General features: G+C 65.8%; 19 protein-coding genes and 1 pseudogene. 12 read left to right on the forward strand and 8 right to left on the reverse strand.

From position 1 onward, the window contains the following. Nucleotides 1-87 precede the first annotated feature (87 nt). The gene (locus NH14_RS20860; RefSeq protein ID WP_035529434.1) at nucleotides 88-1,206 is read left to right on the forward strand and encodes a branched-chain amino acid ABC transporter substrate-binding protein; all 1,119 of its coding nucleotides are present in this window, start codon (nucleotides 88-90) and stop codon (nucleotides 1,204-1,206) included. 29 nt (nucleotides 1,207-1,235) lie between these two features. After that, nucleotides 1,236-2,243 carry a trans-3-hydroxy-L-proline dehydratase gene (lhpH, locus tag NH14_RS20865; protein ID WP_035529431.1) on the forward strand — a complete coding sequence of 336 codons (1,008 nt, stop codon included), beginning with the start codon at nucleotides 1,236-1,238 and terminating at the stop codon, nucleotides 2,241-2,243. 23 nt (nucleotides 2,244-2,266) lie between these two features. On the opposite strand, the gene NH14_RS20870 is transcribed toward lhpH, so the two are convergent. Further along, complete coding sequence (locus NH14_RS20870; protein WP_035529427.1) at nucleotides 2,267-3,016, reverse strand: FadR/GntR family transcriptional regulator; 750 nt, start codon at nucleotides 3,014-3,016, stop codon at nucleotides 2,267-2,269. A gap of 132 nt (nucleotides 3,017-3,148) precedes the next feature. Here NH14_RS20870 and lhpI point away from each other — a divergent pair, with 132 nt between their 5' ends. Beyond that, on the forward strand, nucleotides 3,149-4,072 hold the full coding sequence (gene lhpI, locus NH14_RS20875; protein WP_035529424.1) for a bifunctional Delta(1)-pyrroline-2-carboxylate/Delta(1)-piperideine-2-carboxylate reductase: 924 nt from the start codon (nucleotides 3,149-3,151) through the stop codon (nucleotides 4,070-4,072). 155 nt (nucleotides 4,073-4,227) lie between these two features. Further along, a complete protein-coding gene (locus NH14_RS20880; RefSeq protein WP_035529421.1) occupies nucleotides 4,228-4,419 on the forward strand; it encodes a hypothetical protein in 192 nt (63 codons plus the stop codon). A 31-nt stretch (nucleotides 4,420-4,450) separates the two neighbouring features. Here NH14_RS20880 and cynR read toward each other — a convergent pair whose 3' ends face one another. Next, a complete protein-coding gene (gene cynR / locus NH14_RS20885; RefSeq protein ID WP_035529604.1) occupies nucleotides 4,451-5,350 on the reverse strand; it encodes a transcriptional regulator CynR in 900 nt (299 codons plus the stop codon). Between the two features lie 181 nt (nucleotides 5,351-5,531). Between cynR and NH14_RS20890 the strand changes: the two genes are divergently transcribed. Beyond that, a complete protein-coding gene (locus NH14_RS20890) occupies nucleotides 5,532-5,723 on the forward strand; it encodes a hypothetical protein (protein WP_152617193.1) in 192 nt (63 codons plus the stop codon). A gap of 59 nt (nucleotides 5,724-5,782) precedes the next feature. On the opposite strand, the gene NH14_RS20895 is transcribed toward NH14_RS20890, so the two are convergent. From NH14_RS20895 to nirB, 3 genes are read right to left on the reverse strand one after another with little or no spacing between them, the layout of a single operon-like run. Next, the gene (locus tag NH14_RS20895) at nucleotides 5,783-9,967 is read right to left on the reverse strand and encodes a bifunctional nitrate reductase/sulfite reductase flavoprotein subunit alpha (protein ID WP_035529416.1); all 4,185 of its coding nucleotides are present in this window, start codon (nucleotides 9,965-9,967) and stop codon (nucleotides 5,783-5,785) included. A gap of 30 nt (nucleotides 9,968-9,997) precedes the next feature. Next, nucleotides 9,998-10,357 carry a nitrite reductase small subunit NirD gene (nirD, locus tag NH14_RS20900; RefSeq protein ID WP_052148203.1) on the reverse strand — a complete coding sequence of 120 codons (360 nt, stop codon included), beginning with the start codon at nucleotides 10,355-10,357 and terminating at the stop codon, nucleotides 9,998-10,000. A 36-nt stretch (nucleotides 10,358-10,393) separates the two neighbouring features. Next, nucleotides 10,394-12,985, reverse strand: coding sequence for a nitrite reductase large subunit NirB (gene nirB, locus NH14_RS20905; protein ID WP_035529601.1), 2,592 nt, complete (start codon nucleotides 12,983-12,985; stop codon nucleotides 10,394-10,396). Between the two features lie 520 nt (nucleotides 12,986-13,505). Between nirB and cobA the strand changes: the two genes are divergently transcribed. Next, entirely contained in the window at nucleotides 13,506-14,267 is a 762-nt protein-coding gene (cobA, locus tag NH14_RS20910) for a uroporphyrinogen-III C-methyltransferase (RefSeq protein ID WP_035529414.1), read from the forward strand. Nucleotides 14,268-14,283: 16 nt separating this feature from the next. On the opposite strand, the gene NH14_RS20915 is transcribed toward cobA, so the two are convergent. The 3 genes from NH14_RS20915 to NH14_RS20925 form a co-directional block, all read right to left on the reverse strand. Then, nucleotides 14,284-15,066: an alpha/beta fold hydrolase gene (locus NH14_RS20915; RefSeq protein ID WP_237179720.1), complete on the reverse strand. Its 783-nt coding sequence runs from the start codon at nucleotides 15,064-15,066 to the stop codon at nucleotides 14,284-14,286. 141 nt (nucleotides 15,067-15,207) lie between these two features. Beyond that, entirely contained in the window at nucleotides 15,208-15,984 is a 777-nt protein-coding gene (locus NH14_RS20920; RefSeq protein ID WP_035529599.1) for a glycosyltransferase family 2 protein, read from the reverse strand. A gap of 86 nt (nucleotides 15,985-16,070) precedes the next feature. Next, the gene (locus NH14_RS20925) at nucleotides 16,071-16,331 is read right to left on the reverse strand and encodes a phosphopantetheine-binding protein (RefSeq protein WP_035529598.1); all 261 of its coding nucleotides are present in this window, start codon (nucleotides 16,329-16,331) and stop codon (nucleotides 16,071-16,073) included. Between the two features lie 667 nt (nucleotides 16,332-16,998). Here NH14_RS20925 and NH14_RS20930 point away from each other — a divergent pair. The 6 genes and pseudogenes from NH14_RS20930 (at nucleotide 16,999) to NH14_RS20955 (ending at nucleotide 25,003) form a co-directional block, all read left to right on the forward strand. After that, nucleotides 16,999-17,673, forward strand: a complete 675-nt coding sequence (locus tag NH14_RS20930; RefSeq protein WP_035529412.1) for a COG4648 family protein — start codon at nucleotides 16,999-17,001, stop codon at nucleotides 17,671-17,673. Nucleotides 17,674-17,734: 61 nt separating this feature from the next. Further along, nucleotides 17,735-19,609 carry an AMP-binding protein gene (locus tag NH14_RS20935; protein ID WP_084225657.1) on the forward strand — a complete coding sequence of 625 codons (1,875 nt, stop codon included), beginning with the start codon at nucleotides 17,735-17,737 and terminating at the stop codon, nucleotides 19,607-19,609. Further along, nucleotides 19,606-20,517: pseudogene (locus tag NH14_RS20940) on the forward strand (lysophospholipid acyltransferase family protein); the annotation flags it as partial. The gene NH14_RS20935 and the pseudogene NH14_RS20940, both read left to right, overlap by 4 nt. Before the next feature lie 200 nt (nucleotides 20,518-20,717). Then, a complete protein-coding gene (locus NH14_RS20945; protein ID WP_035529409.1) occupies nucleotides 20,718-21,422 on the forward strand; it encodes an outer membrane lipoprotein carrier protein LolA in 705 nt (234 codons plus the stop codon). 33 nt (nucleotides 21,423-21,455) lie between these two features. Next, nucleotides 21,456-24,035, forward strand: coding sequence for an MMPL family transporter (locus tag NH14_RS20950; RefSeq protein ID WP_035529407.1), 2,580 nt, complete (start codon nucleotides 21,456-21,458; stop codon nucleotides 24,033-24,035). Continuing rightward, nucleotides 24,032-25,003, forward strand: coding sequence for a polysaccharide deacetylase family protein (locus NH14_RS20955; protein ID WP_035529404.1), 972 nt, complete (start codon nucleotides 24,032-24,034; stop codon nucleotides 25,001-25,003). Before NH14_RS20950 ends, NH14_RS20955 begins: the two co-directional genes overlap by 4 nt. Nucleotides 25,004-25,038 lie beyond the last annotated feature (35 nt).

Below are 25,038 nucleotides of genomic sequence, written 5' to 3' on the forward strand. Positions count from 1 at the left end.
AAATCGACGTTTTTCGGAAAAGTGCTTGCCATCGCACCACCACTGCAATACATTGGTCTTTCCAAAACCAATATTGCGAGACCTATCATGCGTCATCTCATCATGGCCATGGCCGCCGCGTCGGCTTTCAGCGCCGCTGCCGTGCAGGCCCAGCAAGTCGTCGTCATCGGCCATTCCGCGCCCCTGACCGGCCCGCAGGCGGCAAACGGCAAGGACAATGAGAACGGCGCGCGTCTCGCAATCGACGAGTTGAACCAGCAGCACGTCACCGTCGCCGGCAAGGCCGTCACGTTCAAACTGGATTCGCAGGACGACCAGGCCGACCCGAAGGTGGGCGTGCAAGTCGCCCAGAATCTCGTCGATCGCGGCGTGGTTGCCGTCATCGGCCCGTACAACTCCGGCGTCGCAATTCCGGCCTCGCGCGTCTACAGCAACGCGAATATTCCGATCCTGCCGGTTGCATCCAATCCGGCGCTCACCCAGCAGGGCTTCAAGAACATCTTCCGCATTGGCGCGAGCGACGAGCAACTGGGCGGAACCATGGCCGAGTTCGCGGTCAAGACGCTTCACGCGAAGACGGCGGCCATCATCGACGATCGAACCGCGTACGGCCAGGGCGTGGCCCAGCAGTTCGAGCAGGTGGCGAAAACCAACGGCCTGAAAATCGTCGACCACCAGTTCACGAATTCGCAGGCCACCGATTTCCTCGGCATTCTCACGGCGATCAAGGCCAGGAATCCCGATGTGATCTTCTTCGGCGGCTACGCGGCCCAAGGCGCGCCGATGGCCAAGCAGATGCGCCAGCGCGGCCTGAATGCGAAGCTGCTCGGCGGCGACGGCATCTGCTCCGCCGACATGGGCAAGGTCGCGGGCGACGCAGCGTCCATCGTGTATTGCGCGCAAGGCGGCGTGGCGCTCGACAAGACGCCGGAAGGGCGCGCCTTCCTGAAGAAGTACCACGACACCTTTCATACGGATACCCAGGTTTATGCGGTCAACTACTACGACGGCATGAAGATGCTCGCTGACGCCATGGTCAAGGCCGGCACGACCACCGACAAGGCGAAGCTCATCGCGCAGTTGTCCAAGGAACAATACAAGGGCGTTGCGGGCACCTATTCGTTCGATGCGAAAGGCGACCTGCTGGGCGCGCCCACCGCCGTTTATGTCATTCGCAACGGGCTACCCGTGCCGTATGAAAAGTAAGCCACTATTCGCCTGAATTCCCGATTCTCATGAAACCGACACGCACCATTTCCACCGTCGAAGTCCACACCGGCGGCGAGGCATTCCGCATCGTCACGAGCGGTCTGCCGCGCCTGCCTGGCGACACCATCGTCCAGCGCCGCGCATGGCTCAAGGAAAATGCCGACGACATTCGCCGCGCGTTGATGTTCGAGCCGCGCGGCCACGCCGACATGTACGGCGGCTATCTAACCGAGCCGGTTTCGCCAAACGCCGACTTCGGTGTGATCTTTTTGCATAACGAAGGATATAGCGACCACTGCGGCCACGGCGTCATTGCGCTCTCGACGGCGGCGGTCGAACTGGGCTGGGTGCAGCGCACGATGCCCGAAACGCGCGTGGGCATCGACGCGCCTTGCGGCTTCATCGAGGCTTTCGTCAAATGGGATGGCGAGCACGCCGGCAGCGTGCGTTTCGTGAACGTGCCGTCATTCCTGTGGAAGCGCGACGTCACCGTGGAAACGCCGAGTTTCGGCAAGGTCACGGGCGATATCGCCTACGGCGGCGCGTTTTACTTCTACGTCGATGGTGCGCCTTTCGATCTGCCGGTACGCGAAGCGGCGGTCGAGAAGCTCATTCGCTTTGGCGCCGAGGTCAAGGAAGCCGCCAACAAGGCCTTCCCGGTGCAGCATCCGGAGATTCCGGAAATCAATCACATCTACGGGACCATCATCGCCAACGAGCCGCGCCATGCCGGATCGACCCAGGCCAATTGCTGCGTGTTCGCCGACCGCGAAGTAGACCGCTCGCCCACGGGCTCGGGAACCGGCGGACGCGTCGCGCAGCTTTATCAGCGCGGCGAACTCAAGGCCGGCGAGACGCTCGTGAACGAATCCATCGTCGGGACGGTGTTCAAAGGCCGGGTTCTGCGCGAGACGTCGGTTCAAGGCATTCCCGCCGTGATTCCCGAAGTCGAGGGCGAAGCGTATATCTGCGGCTTCGCGCAGTGGATCATCGATGAGCGCGACCCGCTGACCTACGGCTTTCTCGTGCGTTGATCGCGCTGCACGATGACACCGGATCACACCGGCGCGATATCGCGCTGGACGCGGTGGATGTGCTGCTCCACGTAGAAAGCGGCGGCGTCCGCGTCGCCGGTCACGATGGCTTCGTAAATGAGCCGGTGCTCCGCAACGTAAAGGCGGATGCGGGCAGGATCGTAGATGCCGTCGTCCTTGAGGCGTTTCCACAAGGACTGGTCCATCGTGTCGGCAATCTCCTGGGCCAGCTTCACCAGCAGCGCGTCGCCCGTCATCACCGCAAGCTGGCGATGAAACAGGCGGTCGCTGTTGTTCCAGAGCGCGCGTTCTTCGGGATCCGAAACGTCGGTCAGCGTTTCCATCTGGGCGAGATAGTGCTCGGCAAGCGCGTCCCGCTTCTTGCGGGCCGCCGCCCGGCGCGCGATCGCGGGTTCGAGAATCAGCCGGACATCGAGCGTTGCCGACGGGCTGTAATCCGCCTCGACCGAACTTGCTTCGCCCGTGCCCGATAGCGCACTGCCGCGCGCTAGCACTTCGGGTGCATTTGCCGAGACATAGGTGCCGGAGTTTCTGCGCGTGACGACGAGGCCTTCGTTCTGGAGCGCACCGATCGCCTCGCGCACGGCGGGACGTCCGACGCCGAACAAAGCAGCCAGTTCGCGCTCCGAAGGCAGGCGCGACTCGGGAAGATATCTGCCAGCCCGGATTTCCGCGCGGATCTTTTCGGAGACCTGCTCGTAAATCTGTAGAGGGCGGAAGTTCGCGGGAGAATCGATGCGTGCGGAGGCCATGGTGGATCTTTCGATGCGTTGGTTTTCAATATACCACTTCCGCGCTAAACACTCGATTCATGGATTGATAACCGTCCAAATCTGGTTTAAATTGAATCCACTTGAATCCCATTCAGCGACTTCTCCAAAACCATGACCACTTCGCCCGTCAAAACCTTCGACGCACAAGCCACGGCCGCGCTGCTCGACTATCCGGCGCTCGTGCAGATGCTGCGCGAGACCATCGTGGAATATGCAGCCGGGAAGATCGTGAGTCCTGAACGTCTGGTCATTCCATTGCAGGAAGGCGGCGTGATGCTCTCGATGCCTTCCAGCGCGAGCGATATTGCGATCCACAAGCTCGTTAATGTGTGCCCCGGAAACGGCAAGCGGCAGCTCCCCACCATTCACGGGCAAGTCATTGCGTGCGACGCGTTCACGGGCGAAATGCTGTTCGTGCTCGATGGTCCCACGGTCACCGGGCGCCGCACGGCCGCCGTTAGCGCGCTTGGCATCATGTGCCTGCATGCGGGCGCACCCGAGGAGATCCTGATCATCGGGACCGGCAAGCAGGCCGTCAATCATGTGGAAGCGTTTGCGGCGCTCTTCCCGCAGGCGCGGATGCTCGTCAAGGGATCGACGCCGGAACGCGCGCAGCGTTTTGCCGAATCATTGCGCGCGATGGCGCCCAATCTCGGCGCGCTCGATGGCGACGTTCCCGATTCGGTCGATGTCGTGGTGACGGTCACGACCAGTCAATCGCCCGTGTACACCGCGCCCGCGCGGGCCGGGCGGCTGGTGGTCGGCGTGGGCGCGTTCACGCCCGTTGCGGCGGAAGTCGGCAAAACGACCGTGGACGGCAGTTTCGTCGTTGTCGACGATCCTGCCGGTGCGAGGCACGAAGCGGGCGATCTGATTCAGGCCGGCTTCGACTGGACAAACGTAAACACGCTCGCCGATGCCATCGAGGGCAGCCTTGCGCCCGCGGCGCCGGTCTTTTTCAAAAGCGTGGGCTGCGCCGCGTGGGATCTGGCTGCTTGCCGGGTCGCGCGGGCGCGGATCGGCCACGTGGCGTAAGCCGTAGCGGCCCTCCCCGATTCGTGATGACGCGCCGTTTGCAGCGGCGTATCGTTACCCCATGCGGGAGGCACATCTCGCCGTCCGCATGAGCATGGATACGCTCGTCGGGGAGCGATATGACGATTCGGCAACGTTCAAGGGAACATGTTGTAATGCTGGCGCTCGGTGTCGTACTGGGCCTCGTGGCCGTGGCGGCAGGCGCGGGGCTGTGGCTCCACGCGATTCATCTGGGCGCCCACGCCGGTGCTGGCGATCAATCGGCCTCGGTGGCCGCGATCCTGTTCGGCGTGTTTCTCGCGGTCTGCGCCGGCCACGAAATCTGGCGACGCAAAACACACCATTAGAAGCACGCCGCGCCATGGACAACGCTGCGGCTCAGGCCGTCGCGAGCCCTTCCTCGGCAATCATCTCGAACAGCAGCGTCTCGAACGCCTGCGCGGCCACCGTGCGCGAGGCGCGGCAGCGCGCGAGCAGCGCCACGGTGCGCTGCGGCAGCGCGGGCGTCACGGGCACGCTCGCGAGACCCTTGTGCTCGCGCAGCACCGTCGAAGGCAGCAGGGTCGCGAGCGAGCCGTCCTTCACGAGCTTCAGCACAGTGCCAACCGCATTGGCCTGCACGAGAACCTGCGGACTCAACTGGTGAGCGTGGAAGTAGGCGTCGGCGAATTTGCGCACCACGAAATCGGGGCTCAGCAAGGCGAGGGGAATGTCATCGAGCTGCGCCGCCGTAACAGTGCTGCGCCGCCGCGCCAACGGATGTCCGCTCGCCACGAGCAGCGCAATATGCTCGGCAAACAATGGCTGCGCGTGGATATTCTCCGAGCGCACGTCGGTGAACCCGATGCCCAAATCGAGCGCATCGCGCTCGAGGCCGGCTTCGATCTCGTCGAGCGGCCGCTCGCTCACTTCCACGGCCATGGCCGGATGCATGGCGTGAAAGCGGCGCAGCGCGGGGCCGATCAGGTATTCGGCAAAGGTGGGGGCGTAGGCGAGCCGCAATAAGCCGCGCGTCAGTCCACGCACGTCCTGCAGCGCGCGCTTGCCCGCGTCGAGATGTTCGAGCGCCTTGCGGGCGTGTTCGATATAGACGCGCCCAAAATCCGTGAGGCTGATTGTGCGGCCGCTACGGTCGAAAAGCGCGCCGCCCAGTTCTGCCTCGAGCTGACGAATCTGCTGCGAAAGCGCCGGCTGGGAAACGTGCAGCACTTCCGCCGCGCGCGTGAAATTCTTCAACTCGGCCACGGTGAGCACGTAGCGGATCGGACGGAGCAACAAGGCGGCGGCCTCCATAAGGCGTACTTATAGCAACGATCGCAATATCGTCTTGGACTCGCTCGCGCGCGATGCGCAGAATGAAATCGATGCAAAGTTGCGCTTGAATGCCGGCATGGCGATACTGCTGGCCGGCGCGCCATCATTCTACCGTTTGGGGGACAGGATGTTCGAGGCCTTCGCAATGTCCATTGTTGCCGTCACGGCCGGCGCCAGCCTGACGTTTCTCTGCGCGCTCCTCATGCCCGATGCATTCGCGCAGAAGAGCGCCGCGAACGGCCCATTCGCGGGACTGGGCGAGACACCCGCGCAGCAGCGCGTCGCGCGCACTCGGCGCTCGCGCCGCGTGCGGCGCGACGGCCACGCGCTAATGTGAGTTCGCGGCGCAGCCCACGTGATCGCGGCATGCCGGCGTGCGCCAATTGCCGTTAGCGCTCAGTACACGTCGCGCACATAGCGGCGCTCGCGCGTCATCTGGCCAACATACTCGCCGGCCGCTTCGTCGCTCATCCCGCCATGATGTGCGACGATCGTTCTCAAGGCGGCATCCACGTCTTTGGCCATACGGCTTGCATCGCCGCACACGTAGAAATGCGCCCCCTCCTCCAGCCATGCCCATAGCTGCGCGCCCTGCTCACGCATGCGGTCCTGCACGTAGACCTTCTCCTTCTGGTCGCGCGAGAACGCAAGGTCGAGCCGGCTGAGCAAGCCATCGTCGCGCATGTGCTCCAGTTCTTCGCGATAGTAAAAGTCCGTGGACGCGTGCTGTTCGCCGAAGAAGAGCCAGTTGCGCCCCGTGTCGCCATGCGCGCGCCGCTCGTGCAGGAAGGCGCGAAATGGCGCGACGCCCGTGCCGGGGCCTACCATGATCATCGGCGTGTCGCCATGGCGCGGCGGGCGGAAATGCGTGCTCTTCTGCACGAACACGGGCACGCTCGCCGCCGTCGCACGATCGGCGAGAAACGTGGAGGCCACGCCCTTGCGCTCGCGCCGGCCATTGTTGTAGCGCACTGCCGAGACCGTCAAATGCACTTCCCCCGCGTGCGCCTTCGGGCTCGACGAGATCGAGTAGAGCCGTGGCTGCAAACGCTTGAGCATGCCGGTCAATTCCTTCGCGCAAAGATCGATGGGGAACTCGTGCAGCACATCGGCCAGTTGTTGTCCCCACAACCAGTTCTTGAGATCGCCTTTGCGTTCGTCGCGCAGCAGTTCGCTCAAGCCCTGCCCGCGCGTGCGCGAAGCGATGAACGCAAGCGCATCGGGGCTGGGACGCGCGATCTCGTAGTGCTTGCCGAGCGCGTCCGCCAAACGCATATCGCCCACGCCCGGCACGTCGACTGGCGCATCGGCGGGAAGTCGCGTGAGCGCGAGCAATTCGTCCACGAGCGCGGGGCAGTTGGTCGGCCATACGCCGAGCGCGTCGCCCACTTCGTATTCGAGTCCTATGCCGTCGCCGCCGCCCGTCGCGAGCGAGAAGTAACGCGTGTCCTTCACCGCGCCCTTCATGTTCAGGCGAACGTTGTGAATGAGACGCGATGTGGCCGGGCGTGTCTTGGTCGCCGCGCAACCGGGCAGCACCTCGAGAATCGAACCGCCCGCAGGCACGGCGTGCAACGCGGCGTCCTCTTCCTTGATACGCTCGACCACGCGGTCGAGCCAGGCGTCGGCGCTGTTCTGATAGTCGGTGTCGCAATCCTGGCGCGGCATCAAGCGCTGCGCGCCCAGCGCTTCGAGGCGCGCATCGAGATGGCGGCCATGGCCGCAGAACTGGTCGTAATTGCGGTCGCCGAGCGCGAGCACCGCATAACGCAACGCGGCAAGGCGCGGCGCATGCTCAGCTTTGAGCGCCGACCAGAACGGCTCGCCATTGTCGGGCGCGTCGCCGTCACCGAAGGTGCTGGTCATCAGCAATGCGTATTGTGCCTTTTCCAGATTCGCGAGCGAATAGTCGGCCATGCATGCGGTGCGGATCTCGAAGCCCGACTCCATCAGTTGCATGGCGTAGCGTTCGACGAGCGACTCCACGTTGCCCGTTTGCGACGCCCACAGCAGCACCACCTTCGGGCGCGTATGGGCAATCCGCACGGCGCTCGGCTTTTCGACCGGCTTGTCGTTATGCACATGGACCGTTTCGAGCGACGGTTCGATGCCCAATGCACCACGGCTGAACAGCCCCGCGAGCAAACCATCGAGCCATGCGCGTGTGCTCGCGGGAAACGGCGCGTGCTCGGGCAGCACGGGCACCGCTATGGCGCGGCCCTGTGGCTCGGCCTTCGACGAACGCAGCCCGCCGACGAAACCCGCGAGATAGCGCCGCTCCGTGTCGTTGAGTTCCGGCGCGGCCACCGCGCCCAGGTCGAGTAGATTCGCAAACGCATCGATTCGGGACATGTCGAGTTCCTGAGACGGATGAGCCGCGCCGCTATCGTGCACGTCTGGCACGAGACGGTCAGGCTCAGGCGCCACGCGCGCAAGCGCAACGGCACAAAATTTCAGTTCGGGCTGCTGAGAGAGTTCGTCGATCGCGTCGCTCGTGACAGCGTTCACGCAAAGCTCCTCGCCGAATACGTCGTTCCAGTGCATCGGCGCGAAGCAATTGCCGGGCTGCACGCGGTCGGTCACCACGGCGGGCAGCACCACGCGAGCGCGCCGCGAACGCACCTCCACGCGATCCTTTGCCTCGATGCCTAGCGCGCTCGCATCCTCCGGGTGGATCTCGACGAACGGAGCGGGATTGAGCTTGTTGAGCATGGCCACCTTGCCGGTCTTCGTCATGGTGTGCCACTGATGCTGCAAGCGCCCGGTATTGAAGACGATGGGAAACGTGCCATCGGGCAACTCGGCTGGCGCCACATGTGGCCGCGCGAAAAATACGCCCTTGCCGTGCGGCGTGGGAAAAACGATGCGCGGGCGGCTGCCGTCCTCGTCCTCGCGCAGCGTCTGGCTCACGCCGTCGTTCAGATAGCGAACCGGATTGCGGTCACTTTGCGCAGCGCCTTCCTGCGGTGCGCAGGGCCATTGCAGGGGCGTCTCGCGCAGCTTCGCGTGGCTCGCGCCGCGCAGGTCGTAGCCCGTCTTCGGATTCGAAAACGTCACGATCTCGTCGAACACCTCGGCCGCGCTTGTATAACTGAACGCGTCCTCGTAACCCATCGCACAAGCCACGCGCGCAATGATCTGCCAATCAGGCAAGGCCTCGCCCGGCGGCTCGACCGCCTGCTGCATGAGCGTCATGTTGCGCTCGGAATTGATCATCACGCCTTCGGCCTCGGCCCAGAGCGCGCCCGGCAGCAGCACATCCGCGTACTGATTCGTTTCGGTGTCCAGAAAGGCGTCCTGCGCGATCACGAGTTCGGCGGCGCGCAAGCCCTCCACCACGGTGCGCCGGTTGGCGACCGAAGCCACGGGGTTCGTGCAGATGATCCAGCATGCCTTGATTTCGCCCGCCGCCATGCGCGAGAACATGTCGATGGTGCCGCCGCCAAGCCGCGTCGTGAGCGTGCCGCGCGGCACATGCCAGAGGTCTTCCACGCAGGCACGGTCGTCTTCCGAGAGCACCGAGCGCTGGCCCGGCAAGCCCGCTCCCATATAGCCCATCTCGCGCCCGCCCATCGCATTGGGCTGGCCCGTGAGCGAAAATGGCCCGCTGCCGGGGCGGCAGATCTTGCCCGTCGCCAGGTGCAGATTGCAGATGGCGTTCGTGTTCCATGTGCCATGCGTGCTCTGGTTCAGGCCCATGGTCCAGCAGCTCATCCACTCGGGCGCTTCGCCAATCATCTGTGCGGCGCGACGGATATCGTCCTCTGCCAGCCCCGTGATAGCCGCGACTTTCTCCGGCGTATAGTCGCCGAGGAACGCGGGCATCGCATCCCAGCCCTGCGTGTACTGCTCGATGAACGCCGCATCGGTATGGCCGTTCTCGTGCAGCAGATGCAACAGGCCGTTGAGCAGCGCGAGATCGCTGCCCGCCTTGATCTGCAGAAATAGGGAGGCCTTCTCCGCCGTTGCGGTTCGGCGCGGGTCCACCACGATCAGCTTCGCACCCGCCTTCACGCGGTCCATCATGCGCAGAAACAGGATCGGATGGCAGTCCGCCATATTCGAGCCGATCACGAGGAACAGATTGGCGCGATCGAAATCCTGATACGAGCCAGGCGGCCCATCCGCGCCGAGCGAAAGCTTGTAGCCGCTGCCCGCGCTCGCCATGCACAAGCGCGAATTCGACTCGATGTTGTTGGTACCCACAAAGCCCTTTGCGAGCTTGTTCACGAGGTACTGCGCCTCGATCGACATCTGGCCCGACACATAGAACGAAAGTGCATCCGGGCCGTGCGTATCGAGCGTCTCGCGCAGGCGGCGCGCCGTATCGGCAATCGCCTGCGCGAGTGGCAGCGGCACGGGGTCTTCGTCGCGCGCGTGGCGCACGAACGCGCGTTCGAGCCGCCCGGACTTGCGCAGCGCCACGTGCGCCGAAGAACCCTTCGTGCACAGGCGCCCGAAATTGCTCGGATGCTCGGTGTCGCCGGAGATCTTCGTAACCTCGCCGTCCTGCACGTGCAACACCATTCCGCAGCCCACGCCGCAGTACGGACAAACGCTCTTGACGGTCTTTTCGGTCATGTGCGGCTCGAATCCGTGGCTATAAAAGAATCAGGCCGAAACCCAGACCTGGCCGTTCTCCACACGCGCGGCAAACGCGTTCACCGAACGCATCGGGTCCTCAAGGCACTCGCCGGTCGAGAGATCGAAATGGTGCTTGTAGATGGGCGACGCCACGACGATGCGCTCGCCCAGGCTGCCCACGAGTCCGCGCGAAAGCACCGCGGCCTGCGAGTTCGGGTCGTAGTTGCCGATGGCGAACACGCGCGCGTCGCCGTCGTCGATATGGAACACGGCGATCTGCTCGCCCCCCACGAGCGCGCACACGCCCGTATTAGGTACGATGTCGTCGAGTTTGCACACGGGAACCCAGGTGTCTTGCGCGATTGCATTGCTGGCGACGTGGCTCATTTCGTACTCCTCGTAAGTGAATGAACTCGGTAAATCTCAAACGGCTTCGATAACAACGGGAATTTCGGCAAGCGCCTCGTGCTGCTCGAGCACCGGAATGCGCTGGCGCTCCTCGGGCGTGGCCGGGCGAATCTGGCCGCGCTCCTCGACGAAGGTCACGTGCTGGTCGCCCGCGTCGCTATTGACGAAGTGGCGGAAGCGCTTGCGCGTTTGCGGATCGGTCACGGCTTTCTTCCACTCGCACTCGTAGGTATCCACCACGAGCTGCATCTCCGCTTCGAGCTCCGCAGCAAGGCCCAGCTTGTCGTTCACGACCACGTCGATCAAATAGTCGAGGCCGCCTTCGAGGTTGTCGCGCCACACGCTCGTACGCTGCAGTCGGTCCGCCGTGCGCACGTAGAACATCAGGAAGCGGTCGATGTAGCGGATCAGCGTAGCCTTGTCGAGATCGGAGGCGAGCAGTTCGGCGTGACGCGGTTTCATGCCGCCGTTGCCGCACACATAGAGATTCCAGCCGCGCTCCGTGGCGATGATGCCGATGTCCTTGCCCTGCGCCTCCGCGCATTCGCGCGTGCAGCCCGACACGCCGAACTTGATCTTGTGCGGCGCGCGCAAACCCTTGTAGCGGTTCTCCACTTCAATCGCGAGGCCGACCGAATCGCCCACGCCATAGCGGCACCACGTCGAGCCCACGCACGACTTCACAGTGCGCACGGCCTTGCCATAGGCATGCCCCGATTCGAAGCCCGCGTCGATCAGTTCCTCCCAGATGAACGGCAGCTGCTCGACACGCGCGCCGAACAGGTCCACGCGCTGGCCGCCCGTGATCTTCGTGTAGAGGCCATACTTCTTCGCCACCACACCCACGGCAATGAGGCCCTCGGGCGTGACCTCGCCGCCCGGCATGCGCGGCACGACCGAATAGGTGCCGTCGCGCTGGATATTGGCGAGGTAGTAGTCGTTCGAATCCTGCAGGCTCGCGTGCTCCTTCTTGAGCACGAACTCGTTCCAGCACGAGGCCAGAATGCCGCCCACCACGGGCTTGCAGATATCGCAACCGAGCCCTTGGCCGTGCTTCGCGAGCAGCGCGCCGAAGGTCTTGATGTTCTCCACGCGCACGAGGTGATATAGCTCCTGGCGCGAATACGGGAAGTGCTCGCAGAGGTGATTGTTGACCGCCACACCCTGACGCCGCATCTCCGACTTCATGATCTGCGTGACGAGCGGCACGCAGCCGCCGCACGACGCGCCCGCGCAGGTCGCGGCCTTCATCGCGCCGATGCTCGTCGCGCCTTCACGCACCGCCTCGCAGATCTGCGCCTTCGAGACGTTGTTGCACGAGCAGATCTGCGCCTCCGCAGGCAGCGCCTCCACGCCCAGCGCGGGCTTGGCCTTGCCATCGGCTTGCGGGAGAATCAGGAACTCGGGCGACTCGGGCAGTTCGATGCTGTTGAGCATCATTTGCAGCAGCGTGCCGTATTCACTTGCATCACCCACCATCACCGCGCCGAGCAAATGCTTGCCGCATTCGGACACCACGATCTTCTTGTAGACTTCGCGGCGCTCGTCGGCGAAGCGGTACGAGCGGCTGCCCGGCGTCTTGCCGTGCGCGTCGCCGATGCTCGCTACATCCACACCCATCAACTTGAGTTTCGTGCTCAGGTCCGCGCCTTCGAACGCGCTTCCCGCCTCGCCCACGAGCGTCTTCGCGACGATACGCGCCATGTCGTAGCCCGGCGCCACGAGGCCGAAGATCTGGCCTTGCCACAGCGCGCATTCGCCGATCGCATAGATGTCGGGATCGCTCGTCCGGCAAGCATCGTCAATGATGATGCCGCCGCGCGCGCCCACCTCGAGCCCGCAGGCGCGCGCGATCTCGTCGCGCGGGCGAATGCCGGCCGAGAACACGATCATGTCGGCTTCGAGATGTGTGCCGTCGGCGAACACCATGCGGTTGGCCGCGCTTTCGCCATCGACGATTGCAGTGGTGTTCTTCTGCGTATGCACGCTCACGCCCAGCGCTTCGATCTTGCCGCGCAGCATGCGGCCGCCGTCTTCGTCGACCTGCACGGCCATCAGGCGCGGCGCGAATTCGACCACGTGCGTATCGAGGCCCAGATCGCGCAGGGCCTTCGCGCATTCGAGCCCGAGCAGACCGCCGCCCACCACCACGCCCGACTTCGCGCTGGCGCCGCGCGAGCGCATCGCTTCGAGATCTTCGATGGTGCGATAAACAAAGCAGTCCGTACGATTGTTTCCCGCGATCGGCGGCACGAACGGCGAGGAGCCGGTGGCGATCACGAGTTTGTCATACGAAAGCGTTTCGCCGTTGGACACGCTCACGGTGCGCGCCGTGCGATCGATCGCGACGGCCTTGGCGTCGAGCACGAGGCGCACGCTGCGGCGAACATCGTCGCGCTCGAAGAATCCGCCGCTCACGAGCGAGAGATCCTCGGCGGACTTGCCGGCGAAGAATTCGGAAAGATGCACACGGTCGTATGCAGGACGTGGCTCTTCGCACAGCACCGTCACGCGCACGTTCTGCACGTTTCGCGCTGCGGCGTCTGCGAGCACGCACTCCAGAAATTTATGGCCCACCATGCCGTGACCGATGACGACGATGTCCAGACCGTTCACTGCGAGCGTTGATTGCGTCATGCCTGTAGCCTCTGCTCAATAAAAAAGCGTCCCGCGAATCCGGCTCGCGAAGATCGCGAAGAGCCAGACTCGGGGGACGCCGTTGCCCTGAGATTGAATCGATTTGCACTGCCACGCTGCAGCATTGCAGCCGGATCGCCGGCCGCCGGATCGCCGTTGATCCTGTTCGCGGATCGTTATGCAAGCACCGTGCCAATTCGTTGGAAATCCCCAGGAACGCCCATACGGCGGGGCGCAGGTAAATTTCCACGGGACCTTGTTCACACGAACGCCGGTGCGCCGCTACGCGGTCCGGCACAAGTTTGGTGCCATGCAGCACGCTTGCTGTGCGCCTTCGATGCGCCACGGCGATGCATTCGCACAGCTTGTCAATCGGTGTGCGCCCGCTTGGGGCCGCAAAGGGCAGGCATCGATCGATACATTGCGCGCTGGTCTGGAACTTGCATGGCGGCATTTGCCGAACAGACTGAACCAACGTGAAAGGACAAACATGAAACCGACCGGCAAGGTCACTTTATTGAGCGCAGGTCCCGGCGACCTCGACCTGCTGACCCTCAAGGCGGCCCGAGCGCTCACATGCGCGGACGTCGTGCTGCTCGACGATCTCGTGAATCCCGAGATTGCCTCGCTCGCCCCGCAGGCGCGCGTGATCAAGGTCGGCAAGCGCGGCGGCTGCCGTTCCACGCCGCAGGCGTTCATCGAGCGTCTCATGCAGCGCTATGCACGCAAGGGCCTTCACGTGGTGCGCGTGAAAGGCGGTGAGGCGCTGCTGTTCGGCCGCGCGGGCGAAGAGCTCGCGGCGCTGCGGCAGGCGCAGATTCCTGTGGAAATAATTAATGGCGTGTCGTCTGCGTTTGCGGCAGCGGCTGGCCTCGGCGTATCGCTGACTCATCGCGATCACTGCCAGGGCGTGATTTTCGTAACGGCGCACCTGCGTGACCACAGCGAACCGGACTGGCGCGCGCTTGCCGCCACGCGCATGACGCTCGCGATCTATATGGGGATGAGCCGCATCGAAACGCTGTGCGCGTCGCTCGCACAAGCGCTTTCGAGCGAGACGCCGGCTGCGGTGGTGCAATGGGCCGGCAGCGCGAACGAGCGCCGCGTGACGGGAACGCTCGCCACCATCGCCGCTGTGGCGACGGAAGCCGGGCTTGGCAGTCCGGCCATCATTCTCGTGGGGGATGCGATTGGGGAGGCGGTTACGCTGGCTGCGTTCGAAGCAGAAATGCCGCTATTGCGCAGCGCCTAGCGAAAACGCAATCGGCTTATTTGCCGAGATTGAGAAGATTCGATATGGCCAACGCCAGACCGTCGGGGTTGTCGTACGCAATCATATGTTCGGCGTTGGCTACGAGTTCAACGGTACAGCCGGCCTGCTCGAATTTCGCAATCTCGTCGCGCGTTGCGGTATCGGAGAGGATCACGCCTTTTACGGCGTTCAGCGTGGCCAGATCATCGAGCCAATTGCTCGAATTATCGTCAATGGCCGATCGGGCCCATTGGTAAATGGCATATGGCGAAGCCACGGAAAATGGCCCCAGCCATGCATCGTTGCCGCCCTGGGCTTTTAGTTGCGCCAGCAATTGCGAAAAACCACCGTTGACGAATTGCTCTTCTGTCTGTGAGGTGATGTCGGACAACATGGCGATGCCGTAGTCGGTCAGTCCTGGCTGGCACAGGACAAGCGTGCCCACCGGAACGGGCAGCTTCTGTGCGAGTTTCAGCGCAATGAATGCCCCGGCGCTGTGGCCGAACAGGCTCAAGTATGAGAATCCCTGGCTGACCACGAAGTTCGACACGATCGTTGCCTGCGCATCGGAAGTGTATTTTCCGTCCTGTGGTTTGTCGCTGAAGCCCGAGCCCATGAGATCGATCAGAAATGATCTGCACTTCGAGTACGAATCGGAGGTGACTACCTGTGGATAGTCGCTGCTGGAAGCGCATCCCAGGCCGTGGATATAAAAAAGCGGAGCGGATGCTTCATTTTCGGAGTAACAATCAAGATAGCGAAGGATGTTTCCTTCATCATCAATGGAGAATTTCTTCATTTTTACCATCAATATTTAATCATTTTAAATTGCATTATCCTTCAGAATTTCTTTATTTCACCAGGTGGGAGTACGCATATTCGACAAGGATGACTAAATAAAATTTACACGCCTCTGACTGAAGCGCCCGAGCTATCCCCGCTACACCGTTTCGCGCCCGAACACATGCCTCGCGGCCAGCAACGGCAACCGCACGACGAACCCGCCCAACAACCGCAAATGCATCCCCGTCAACAACAAGTTGTCGCGGGCGTAATTGAAATGCGAAACCCCGCCCTCGTGCGCCTTGAAATAGCGCACCGGCGCTTCGATCTGAACAGGCTGCACGCCGGCCCAGCAAAGGCGCACAACGGCTTCGGGATCGAAATCGAAACGGCGCATCCAAGAATGGCGCAGCATGATCGTCTTGAGCGGCTCGATCGGATAAACGCGAAAGCCATAAAGCGAATCGCCAATGCCGGCCCACAGCGTTTCGATATCCGCGAACAGGTTCGAGAGGCGTCGCCCCTGCACGCGAACCCACGGCGCGCTCGCGTCGAATTTGGGCCGGCCCAGCACCATCGCATCGGGTTGCGCCTGCGAGGCGGCCATGAAGCGCGGAATCAAGTCGGTCGGATGCTGGCCGTCGGAGTCCAGCGTGAGCACGTGCGTGAAGCCGCGCGCGGCCGCGGCCTCGATGCCCGCGAGCACCGCGCCGCCCTTGCCGCAATTGGTGGGCAGCACCATCACGCGCAACCCCGGGTCGTTCGCCGCCATCGCCTGCAGACGCTCGGTGCTGCCATCGGTGCTGCCGTCGACGACCACCCACACGGGGTTCCAGCACGCGCGCGCGGCGCGCACGGTCTCGTCGACCTTGGGACCCGGGTTGTAGCTCGGGATCAGGACGAGATGCGTGGACGAAACAGTCGGCGTGGGCATGGAAGCGAGCGATTGCATGAAACGAAATACTGACAAGATTTTATGACTCGCCTGCGATGCTGCCCATCGAGCCGCAGCGAGCGCGCTCAGCGCACGCGATTCGCTTCCACGCAAGCGGCCAGCGCGCCCAGCGTCGCGAAGATCTTTTCGTTATCGGGATTGTCGGAGCGCAGTTCGAAGCCGTACTTCTTCGAGATCAGCAGCGCGATCTCCAGAATGTCGATGGAGTCGAGCCCGAAGCCCTCGCCATAAAGCGGGGTGTCGGCGCTCACGTCGTCGAGCGAGACGTCCTCGAGATTCAGTTCGCCGACGATTAGCGCGGCAAGCTCTTTTTCCAGTGCGTTCATCATGCGTGCCCGACAGTTGGCGCACAGGCGGCGCGCAACCGGGCGACACGGCGCACGCATCGCACGTGCTCCCCGCCGTCCCTCCCGGCGCCTGCCCGCTGCCCCACCTGTCTGATTATGGGGTTCGTTTAGTAAAAGTTACGCGGATTCTAGACGATGGGTATCGGGGCGTATACGGTGTGCATCGCCGAAAGGTTACAAGGGGTCGGGCACGCGGCGCGCCAATTTCGGGACGCGAACGCGCTAGACGCTTGCGCCGCATTGGGCGCACCTGGTTCGAAGGCCCGCGCAGCCTCGCGCAACGACATACAAACGGTTACAAACCGGCCGCGCGCCATTCCGGCGATGGTCCGTCGCCATCTTAAAATATAAGTGCCGCACTCGTGCGGTCAGTTATTCCTATGACGTATACGTTGCGCGCGGGCCTCAAAGTGCCTGAACAACCGCCCGCCTGCCGTCATGCGAGAACTGCTGCTCACCTCTCAACCCATGGAGCTGAACTCGCCGTGCCGCACTCGCCCTGTTGCCATCGCCGTGCACCGGACCCTGTTCCGGTAAAATTGCCGGTTTGCCTCGCGGCAGCCGGCGGGGCCGGCGTGCGGAGTGCGCAACGTGCACAGCACGCGCGCAAGGCTCATGGCCGGCAGCGCCCGCCCGGAGGAGCGCGATGAGCACGTTCGCAGGCTTCGCTCGCGCGGCGCTCGCGGTTGGGGCGGTGGTCGCGTACCAGATCCTGGCCCATCACGCAGTAGCAACGCCCGGCGAGCACGGTTTCGGGCTCGCCATGGCGCTGGTGCCGCCACTGGCCATCGCGCTGGTTGCGGCAGCCCGTTCGCCGCGCCGGGGCTGGCTGCTGCCGGTCTGGGCGCTCGCGGCCGCCGCGTTGTGGGCCGCACGCATGCCGCTTGCGCGCCACTTCGAATGGGGCCTGTACATCGAGCAGGTGAGCTTCAATTTTGGGATGGCGCTGGTGTTCGGCCGCACGCTCGTCAACGCGCGCGTGCCGCTTTGCACGCAGTTCGCGACGATGATTCACGGCTCGCTCACGCCGGCCGTCGCGCGCTACACACGGCAGATCACGGTCGCGTGGACGGTGTTCTTCGTCGCCATTGCCGCGGTTTCGACGCTGCTGTTCGCCGCCGCGCCGATCGTCGCCTGGGCGACCTTCGCCAATTACCTGGCGTTGCCGCTGGTGGGGGCGATGTTCGTCGCCGAGCACGCGTGCCGCCGCTTTGTGCTGCGTGGCGAGCCGTCGGCCCGCATGCTCGATGCGATTCGCGCGTACCGGCAATCGTCGGCGCAAGGTCACGCGGGCCAGACGGTCCACCCTTGCCATGAGTGATTCCGCGCGCGACCAGCGGCGCGCAGCAGCGCCGCCCCCTGTTTCCGGTTCAACTGAAGTTATGTCGACTCATCCGCTCGTTTTTCACGCTTCGCCCCGCCAGGTCATTGCCTGGCGCGATGGCTCTCCGGTCACGGTGCGCGCGTTCCTCGCCGAGGTTGCGCGGGTGGCCGCTGCGCTGCCGCCGGGCGCACACGTGTTCAACGTCTGCCGCGACCGCTACCGCTTCGCCGTGAGCCTGTGCGCGGCGCTGGTCGCGGGTCGCATCAGCCTGCTGCCCTCCACGCAGACGCCGGAGATGGTCCGCCAGCTCGCCGCGTTCGCGCCCGACGCGTTCTGCCTGCACGACGCCGCCGATTGCTCCATCGACCTGCCGCGCTTTCGCTACCCCGAAGCTGCGGCGGCTGTCTCCAACGCCAGCTTGAGCGACGACGCGCAGGACGACGCCCCGTTCGACGTGCCGCAGATCGACGCGTCGCGCATCATGGCGTACATCTTCACCTCGGGCTCGACCGGTGCGCCAGTGCCGCATCGCAAGACTTGGGGCTCGCTGGTGGCCAACGTGCGCGCTTCGGCCAAACGCCTCGGATTGCCCGAGCCGGACGCCGCCACGCATACCGTGGTGGGCACGGTGCCGCCGCAGCATATGTTCGGCTTCGAATCGACCGTGCTGCTCGCGCTGATCGGCGGCCTTGCGTTCAGCAACCGCCAGCCGTTCTATCCGCTCGATATCCGCGCCGAACTGGAGGCCGTGCCGCAGCCTCGCGTGCTCGCGACCTCGCCCATCCACCTGCGCGCGCTGCTCGCGACCGACGCCGCGCTGCCGGAAACGGCGCTGGTGCTCTGCGCCACCGCCCCGCTCGCCGAAAAGCTCGCCCGCGAGGCCGAGGCGCGCCTGCACGCGCCGCTCGTGGAGATCTACGGCAGCACGGAGACGGGCCAGATCGCCACGCGACGCACCGCGCAGGGCGCGACATGGGAACTGATGCCGCACATCCGCCTGGAGGCGCGCGCGGCTGCAAGCGACGACCGTGACGACCGCGACGAAGGGCCGACGTTCTGGGTCTCGGGCGCTCACGTGGAAGAGCCCATGCCGATGGGAGATGCGCTCGAACTACTCGACGAGCGGCACTTCCTGCTGCATGGTCGCAAGGCCGACCTTATCAACATCGCGGGCAAGCGGACTTCGCTCGCGTACCTGAATCATCAGCTCAACGCGATCCCCGGCGTGGTCGACGGGGTGTTCTTGATGCCGGACGCTGCCGTGCTCGACAATGCCGATGCGAGCGAGAACACGGATCGCGAAGGCACAGGCGCGGTCACGCGCCTCGTCGCGCTGGTGGCCGCACCCACGCTCACGGCCGCCAGCTTGCAACGCGCGCTGCGCGAGCGCATCGACGCCGCGTTCATGCCGCGCCCGCTCGTGTTCGTCGAGTCGCTGCCACGCAACGAAACCGGCAAGCTTCCGCACGATGGGCTCGCCGCGCTGGTCGCACAGCATGCGCGCGAAACGGCGGCAGCGGCAGCGGCAGCACAGACTAGCCGCGCCACTTGCACAAGCAGCACCGCATCCGCGCGCTCCTTCACGATTCCGGCCGATCACCCCGCGCTGCCGGGCCACTTCCCCGGCCATCCGATCGTGCCTGGCGTCGTGCTGCTCGACCAGGCCATCGACGCCATCGGCGCGGCCCTGAACCGCCCGATGCAAGCGTGGCGCCTGAGCGCCGCGAAGTTCCTGAGCCCGGCCCGGCCCGGCGAGGCGCTCGATCTCGACTTCGACGCAGCGGCCAGCGGCGCGATCCGTTTCACCGTGCGCGCGGGCCAGCGCGACGTAGCAAGCGGCACGCTGTCCGCCGAGCAATCCCCCGTTGCCATGACGGCCGCCTCCCCGGCATGCGCCGCGCGCGCACGCTCGCAGGAAGGGGTTCAACCATGACCAGGCGCACCGACTGGGCCCAACGCCAGGAGCGCGGCAGCGCGCTGCTGCTGCGCGCCATGACCTGGCTTTCGCTGCGCCTCGGCCGCACCGCCGCGCGCGGCCTGCTGCATCTGATCGCCGTCTATTACGTGCTGTTCTCGCCGCGCGCACGCGCCGCCTCGCGCGACTACCTGCGCCGCGCGCTAGGCCGTCCCGCCCGCTGGAGCGACATCTACCAGCACGTGTTCACCTTCGCGACGACGATCCACGACCGCATCTATCTGATCAACAATCGCTTCGATCTGTTCGACATTCGCCCTCAGGGGCACACACTCGTCGACGCCGCGCTCGCGAAGGGACGCGGCGCGTTCCTGATGGGCGGCCACCTCGGCAGCTTCGAGGTGGTGCGCGCGCTGGGCCGCACGCGGCCCGGCATGCGCGTGGTCGTGACGATGTTCGACGAGAACGCACGCAAGATCAACGCGACGATCGGCGCCGTGAACCCGGCCGCGCAGCCCGAGGTGATCGCGCTCGGGCAGGTCGATTCGATGCTGCAGGTGAACGAGCGGCTCGACCGGAACTGCCTCGTGGGCATGCTCGCCGACCGCACGCTGCTCGCCGACGCCACCAGCTCGATGCGCCGCATGGCCTTTCTCGGCGAGCCCGCCGCGTTTCCGCTCGGGCCGCTCTACATGGCCGCGATGCTCAAACGTCCGGTGATCTTCATGACGGGCTTGTATCGCGGCGGCAACCGCTACGACGTGCATTTCGAGCTGGTCGCCGACTTCACCGATACGCCGCGCGAGGCGCGCCGGGCCGCCGTCGATGCGGCGCTCGTGCGCTACGTCGCGCTGCTCGACAGGCATTGCCGCGCGGCGCCCTATAACTGGTTCAACTACTTCGACTTCTGGCAGACCGCGCAAGCGGACCAGGCCGCGAAGCAGCCGCAGACGGCCCAACCCGCGCCGGCAGCCCAAGCGGCAAAATCCACAAATGCAGCGCCGGCGCACGCGGACATTGCCGCGCGCGTCGCCAGAAACGCCTATGCGACGAACCGCGCCGACACCGCTCGCGCGCGCAGCGCGGCGGCGCACGCGGGCCTTGCCGCCCGGGAGACTTCCGACGCATGAGCGCCATCCGCCGTTTCTCCCGCCCGTTCATCGGCCAGCGGCTTGCGCGCCGCATCGTTGCGTGCGCAATGAGCGCAGGCGCCGTGACCGCGCTTACGTTCGCGCCTGTCGCGCCTTCGCTCGCGGCACAAGCAACACAGGCAACACAGGCAGCACAGTCACGACAAACGGCCGACACCACCGCCTGGACGCTCGACCGCCTCATGTCCGCGCTCGCGCAGCACAAGTCGGGCCGCGCCGCGTTCACGGAAACCAAGTACCTCGCGATCGCCTCGCAGCCCATCGAATCGTCAGGAGAACTGGTGTTCGTCGCGCCCGACCACCTGGAGAAGAACACGCTCGTGCCCAAGCCCGAGCATCTCGTGGTGGACGGCGACATGCTCACCGTCGAGCGCAACCAGCACAAGTACACGCTCGCGCTCGCGCGCTATCCGGAGCTGGGCGCGTTCATCGAGAGCATCCGCGCCACGCTCACGGGCAACCGGCCCGTGCTCGAGCAGACGTATCAGGTTGCGCTCACCGGCAGCGGCGAAAACTGGACGCTCACGCTCACGCCACGCGATTCGCGCATGCTCAAGGCGGTGAGCGCGATCACGCTCGAAGGCACCGGCGACGCGCTGCTCAGCGTGGCGATCCAGCAGGCGGGCGGCGATCATTCGCTGATGCGCCTGCGCCCGCTGCCCGCATCGGCAGCGAATTGAGCCCGACACACAGATAAGCAGGTAGCCGCGCTCATGGACGATCGCACCCCGCCAACCTCGCCTACGCAGCACGCCCGAGGCTTGCGCGCGCTCGCGCAGGTGCTGCAGCGCCACGCCGTGCTCGTGTGGCTGCTGTTTCTCATCGCGTGTGCGGGGACCATCGCGCGCACCCATTTCAGCACCGACCTTTCCGCGTTCCTGCCGCGCTCGCCGAGCGCTGGCCAGCGCGTGCTCGTCGATCAGTTGCGCGACGGCGTGGTCTCGCGGCTGATTCTCGTCTCCATCGCCGGGGGCGATCCTCACGATCGCAACAACAGCGCCGATACAGCCGCGCGCGCGCAGCTCTCCCGGCAAGTCGCGGCCCAGCTGCGCGCCGACCCGCGCTTCGCGGCGGTCCACAACGGAGAGGCCGTGAACGACGCGCGCGATCAGCAATTCGTGTTCGCGCACCGCTACGCGCTGAGCCCGGCGGTCAGGCCGCAGCGCTTCACGGCCGAGGGCCTGCATGCGGCGCTCGGCGAAAGCCTCGACTTGCTGAGCTCGTCGGCGGGCCTCGTCGCCAAGGATTTGCTGCCGCACGACCCGACCGGCGAAGTCGCCGCGCTCGTCGGCGAACTCGATAGCGCCGCGCAGCCCGCGAGCCGCGACGGCGTGTGGGCCTCGCGCGACGGCACGCGCGCCGTGCTGGTCGCGCAGACCGCCGCCGCAGGTTCCAATACCGACGCTCAGGCCAGCGCCATCGACGCCATTCGCAGCGCGTTCGACGCAGCCACGCGCGCGCTGCCGAAAACCTCCGCCGCTTCCGCTGCTTCCACCTACCGGCTGGAAATGACCGGCCCCGGCGTGTTCTCGGTGGATACGCGCGACGCGATCCGCCACGACGTCCAGCGCATCTCGGCCTTGAGCTTCGTGTTGATCGTCGCGCTGCTGCTCACGCTCTACCGCTCGCCGCGCACGCTCGCGCTCGGCCTCGTGCCCGTGCTCTCGGGCGTGGCTGCGGGCATCGCGGCGGTGAGCCTTGCGTTCGGCACGGTCCAGGGGCTCACGCTCGGTTTCGGCACGACGCTGATTGGCGAGGCCGTCGACTATTCGATCTATCTGTTCGTGCAGTCGGCCGAGACACGTTCAGACCCGCGCTCGCGCCCGCACGACACGCTGCGCGCCTGGGTCGCCGCTTACTGGCCGACGATCCGGCTTGGCGTGCTGACCTCGGTGTGCGGATTCGCATCGATGCTGTTCTCGGGCTTTCCGGGCCTCGTGCAACTGGGCGCGTATTCGATCGCGGGTCTCGTGACGGCGGCGCTCGTCACGCGCTTCGTGCTGCCGCGCCTGCAAGGCGGCGCCGTGACGATTCGCGACGTCTCGCGCGTCGGCGGCTGGCTCGCCTCGGCCGCACAGGCCGCGCCGCGCCTGCGCTGGCCGCTGCTGGCGCTGACGCTGGCCGCGGTCGCGGTGCTCGCGGTGCATCGCGGCGATCTGTGGAGCCGCGAACTGGCCTCGCTGAGCCCGGTCCCGGCGGCGAGCCAGGCGCTCGACGCGCGGTTGCGCGCCGACGTGGGCGCGCCCGACGTGCGCTATCTGGTGGAGATTCCCGCCGCGAGCGAGCAGGCCGCGCTCGAAGGCGCGGAGAAGATCGGCGCGCAACTTCAGCCGCTCGTCGACCGGGGCGTGCTCGCGGGCTTCGAAAGCCCGGCGCGCTATCTGCCGAGCGACGCCGCGCAGCGCGCGCGCCTCGCGAGCCTGCCCGATGCGGCCACGCTCGCCGCGCGCATGCGCGAGGCCGTCGCGAATCAGCCGGTCGATATCAAGCCCGAGGTGTTCGCGCCATTCCTCGCCGACGCCGATGCCGCGCGCCACGCGCCCTTGATCACGCGCGCGGACCTGCGCGGCACCTCGATGGCGCTGGCCGTCGATGCCTTGTTGACCGAGCGCGAAGGCCGCTGGAGCGCAATGCTCGCACTGCGCGCGCCCGAGGGTGCGGCGGCGCGCGCGAGCGGATCGAGCCTCGACACAGCGCCGATCAGCGCCGCCGTCGCGCGCGCGGGCGTGCCCGGCGCGCTGTTCGTCGACCTCAAGGCCGAGGCCGACCGCCTCTACGTGAACTACGTCCACGAGGACATCCGCCTCTCGCTCGCGGGCTTCGTGGCAATCGCCGTGCTGCTGGCGATCGCGCTGCGCTCGCCGCTGCTCGCGGCACGCGCGCTCGCGCCGCTCGTCGCGGCGGTGCTGGTAGTGGCCGCGGGCTTCGCGCTCGCGGGCGTGCCGATGACCATCCTCCATCTGGTCGGAATGCTGCTGATCGTGGCGGTGGGCTCGAACTATGCGCTGTTCTTCTGCAAGCCCGAGGCCGGCGGGTCGAACGAACCGGCGCATGAACCGGCAAGCGGACCGCACATCACGCCGCAGACGCTCGTTTCGCTGCTGGTCGCCAATCTTGCGACGGTTGCGGGCTTCGGCCTGCTCGCGCTCTCGCGCGTGCCGCTGCTCGAAACCTTCGGCCTCACGGTTGGCCCCGGCGCGATGCTCGCGCTCGCCTTCGCCGCGATTCTTGCGCCGCAAACCCGCCCCGCCTCCGCTACGGCATTGCCGGGCCACGAGAAACACCACGCATGAACACGCCTTCGCCACTCGCACCACAGCCGGGCGCGGCGCGCCGCTGGAGACCCACGCCGCTGATCACGGGCACGGCGGCGCTGCACGCGGGCGCGGCGGCGGCGCTGCTGACCCAGCCGTCGACCTGGCCATGGGCGGTGGGCGGCGTGGTCGCCTCGCATCTTGCGCTGGTGGCGGCGGGACTCTGGCCGAGGAGCGCGCTGCTCGGCCCCAACTGGACGCGCCTGCCTCCGGCCCCGAATGGAAGCGACGACCGCCGCATCGCCCTCACCATCGACGACGGCCCCGACCCCGAAGTCACGCCGCGCGTGCTCGACCTGCTCGACCAGCACCGCGCGCGCGCGACGTTTTTCTGCATCGGCGATCTGGCGCGACGGCACCCGCGCTGCGTGGAGGAGATCGTGGCGCGCGGCCACGCCGTCGAGAACCACAGCCAGCGGCACCGGCACAACTTCTCTGTCTCCGGGCCGAGCGCGCTGCGGCGCGAGATCGAAGCCGCGCAGCGCACGCTCACCGAGATCAGCGGCGTGCGGCCGTACTTTTTCCGCGCCCCGGCGGGCCTGCGCAATCCGTTTCTCGAACCGGTGCTGTGCGAGTTCGGCCTGCAACTGGCGAGCTGGACGCGGCGCGGCTTCGACACGCGCGAGCACGACGGCCACAAGGTCGCGCAGCGTCTGCTGGACGGCCTGGCGCCGCGCGACATCCTGCTGCTGCATGACGGCCACGCGGCGCGCGGCCCGGGCGGCAAACCAGTGGTGCTCGACGCGCTGCCCGAGGTGCTGCGCGCCGCCGCGAATGCGCAGTTGCGCTGGACGACGCTGCGCGACGCCCTCTCCCTCGCCCCGGCAACGCCAGGCACAGCAGCGGGCCCAGCGGCAACCGACTCCCGCCAAGCCGAACGCGCCCGCCCGCCAGCCGGGCTCCCCGGCCGAAACGGTGCTGGCCACCCCCCATTTGATAAAATTTGATAACAGTCAATACCCGAACGGGCTCCCGACCGAGC

This window comes from Paraburkholderia sacchari, assembly GCF_000785435.2.
GTDB lineage: Bacteria > Pseudomonadota > Gammaproteobacteria > Burkholderiales > Burkholderiaceae > Paraburkholderia > Paraburkholderia sacchari.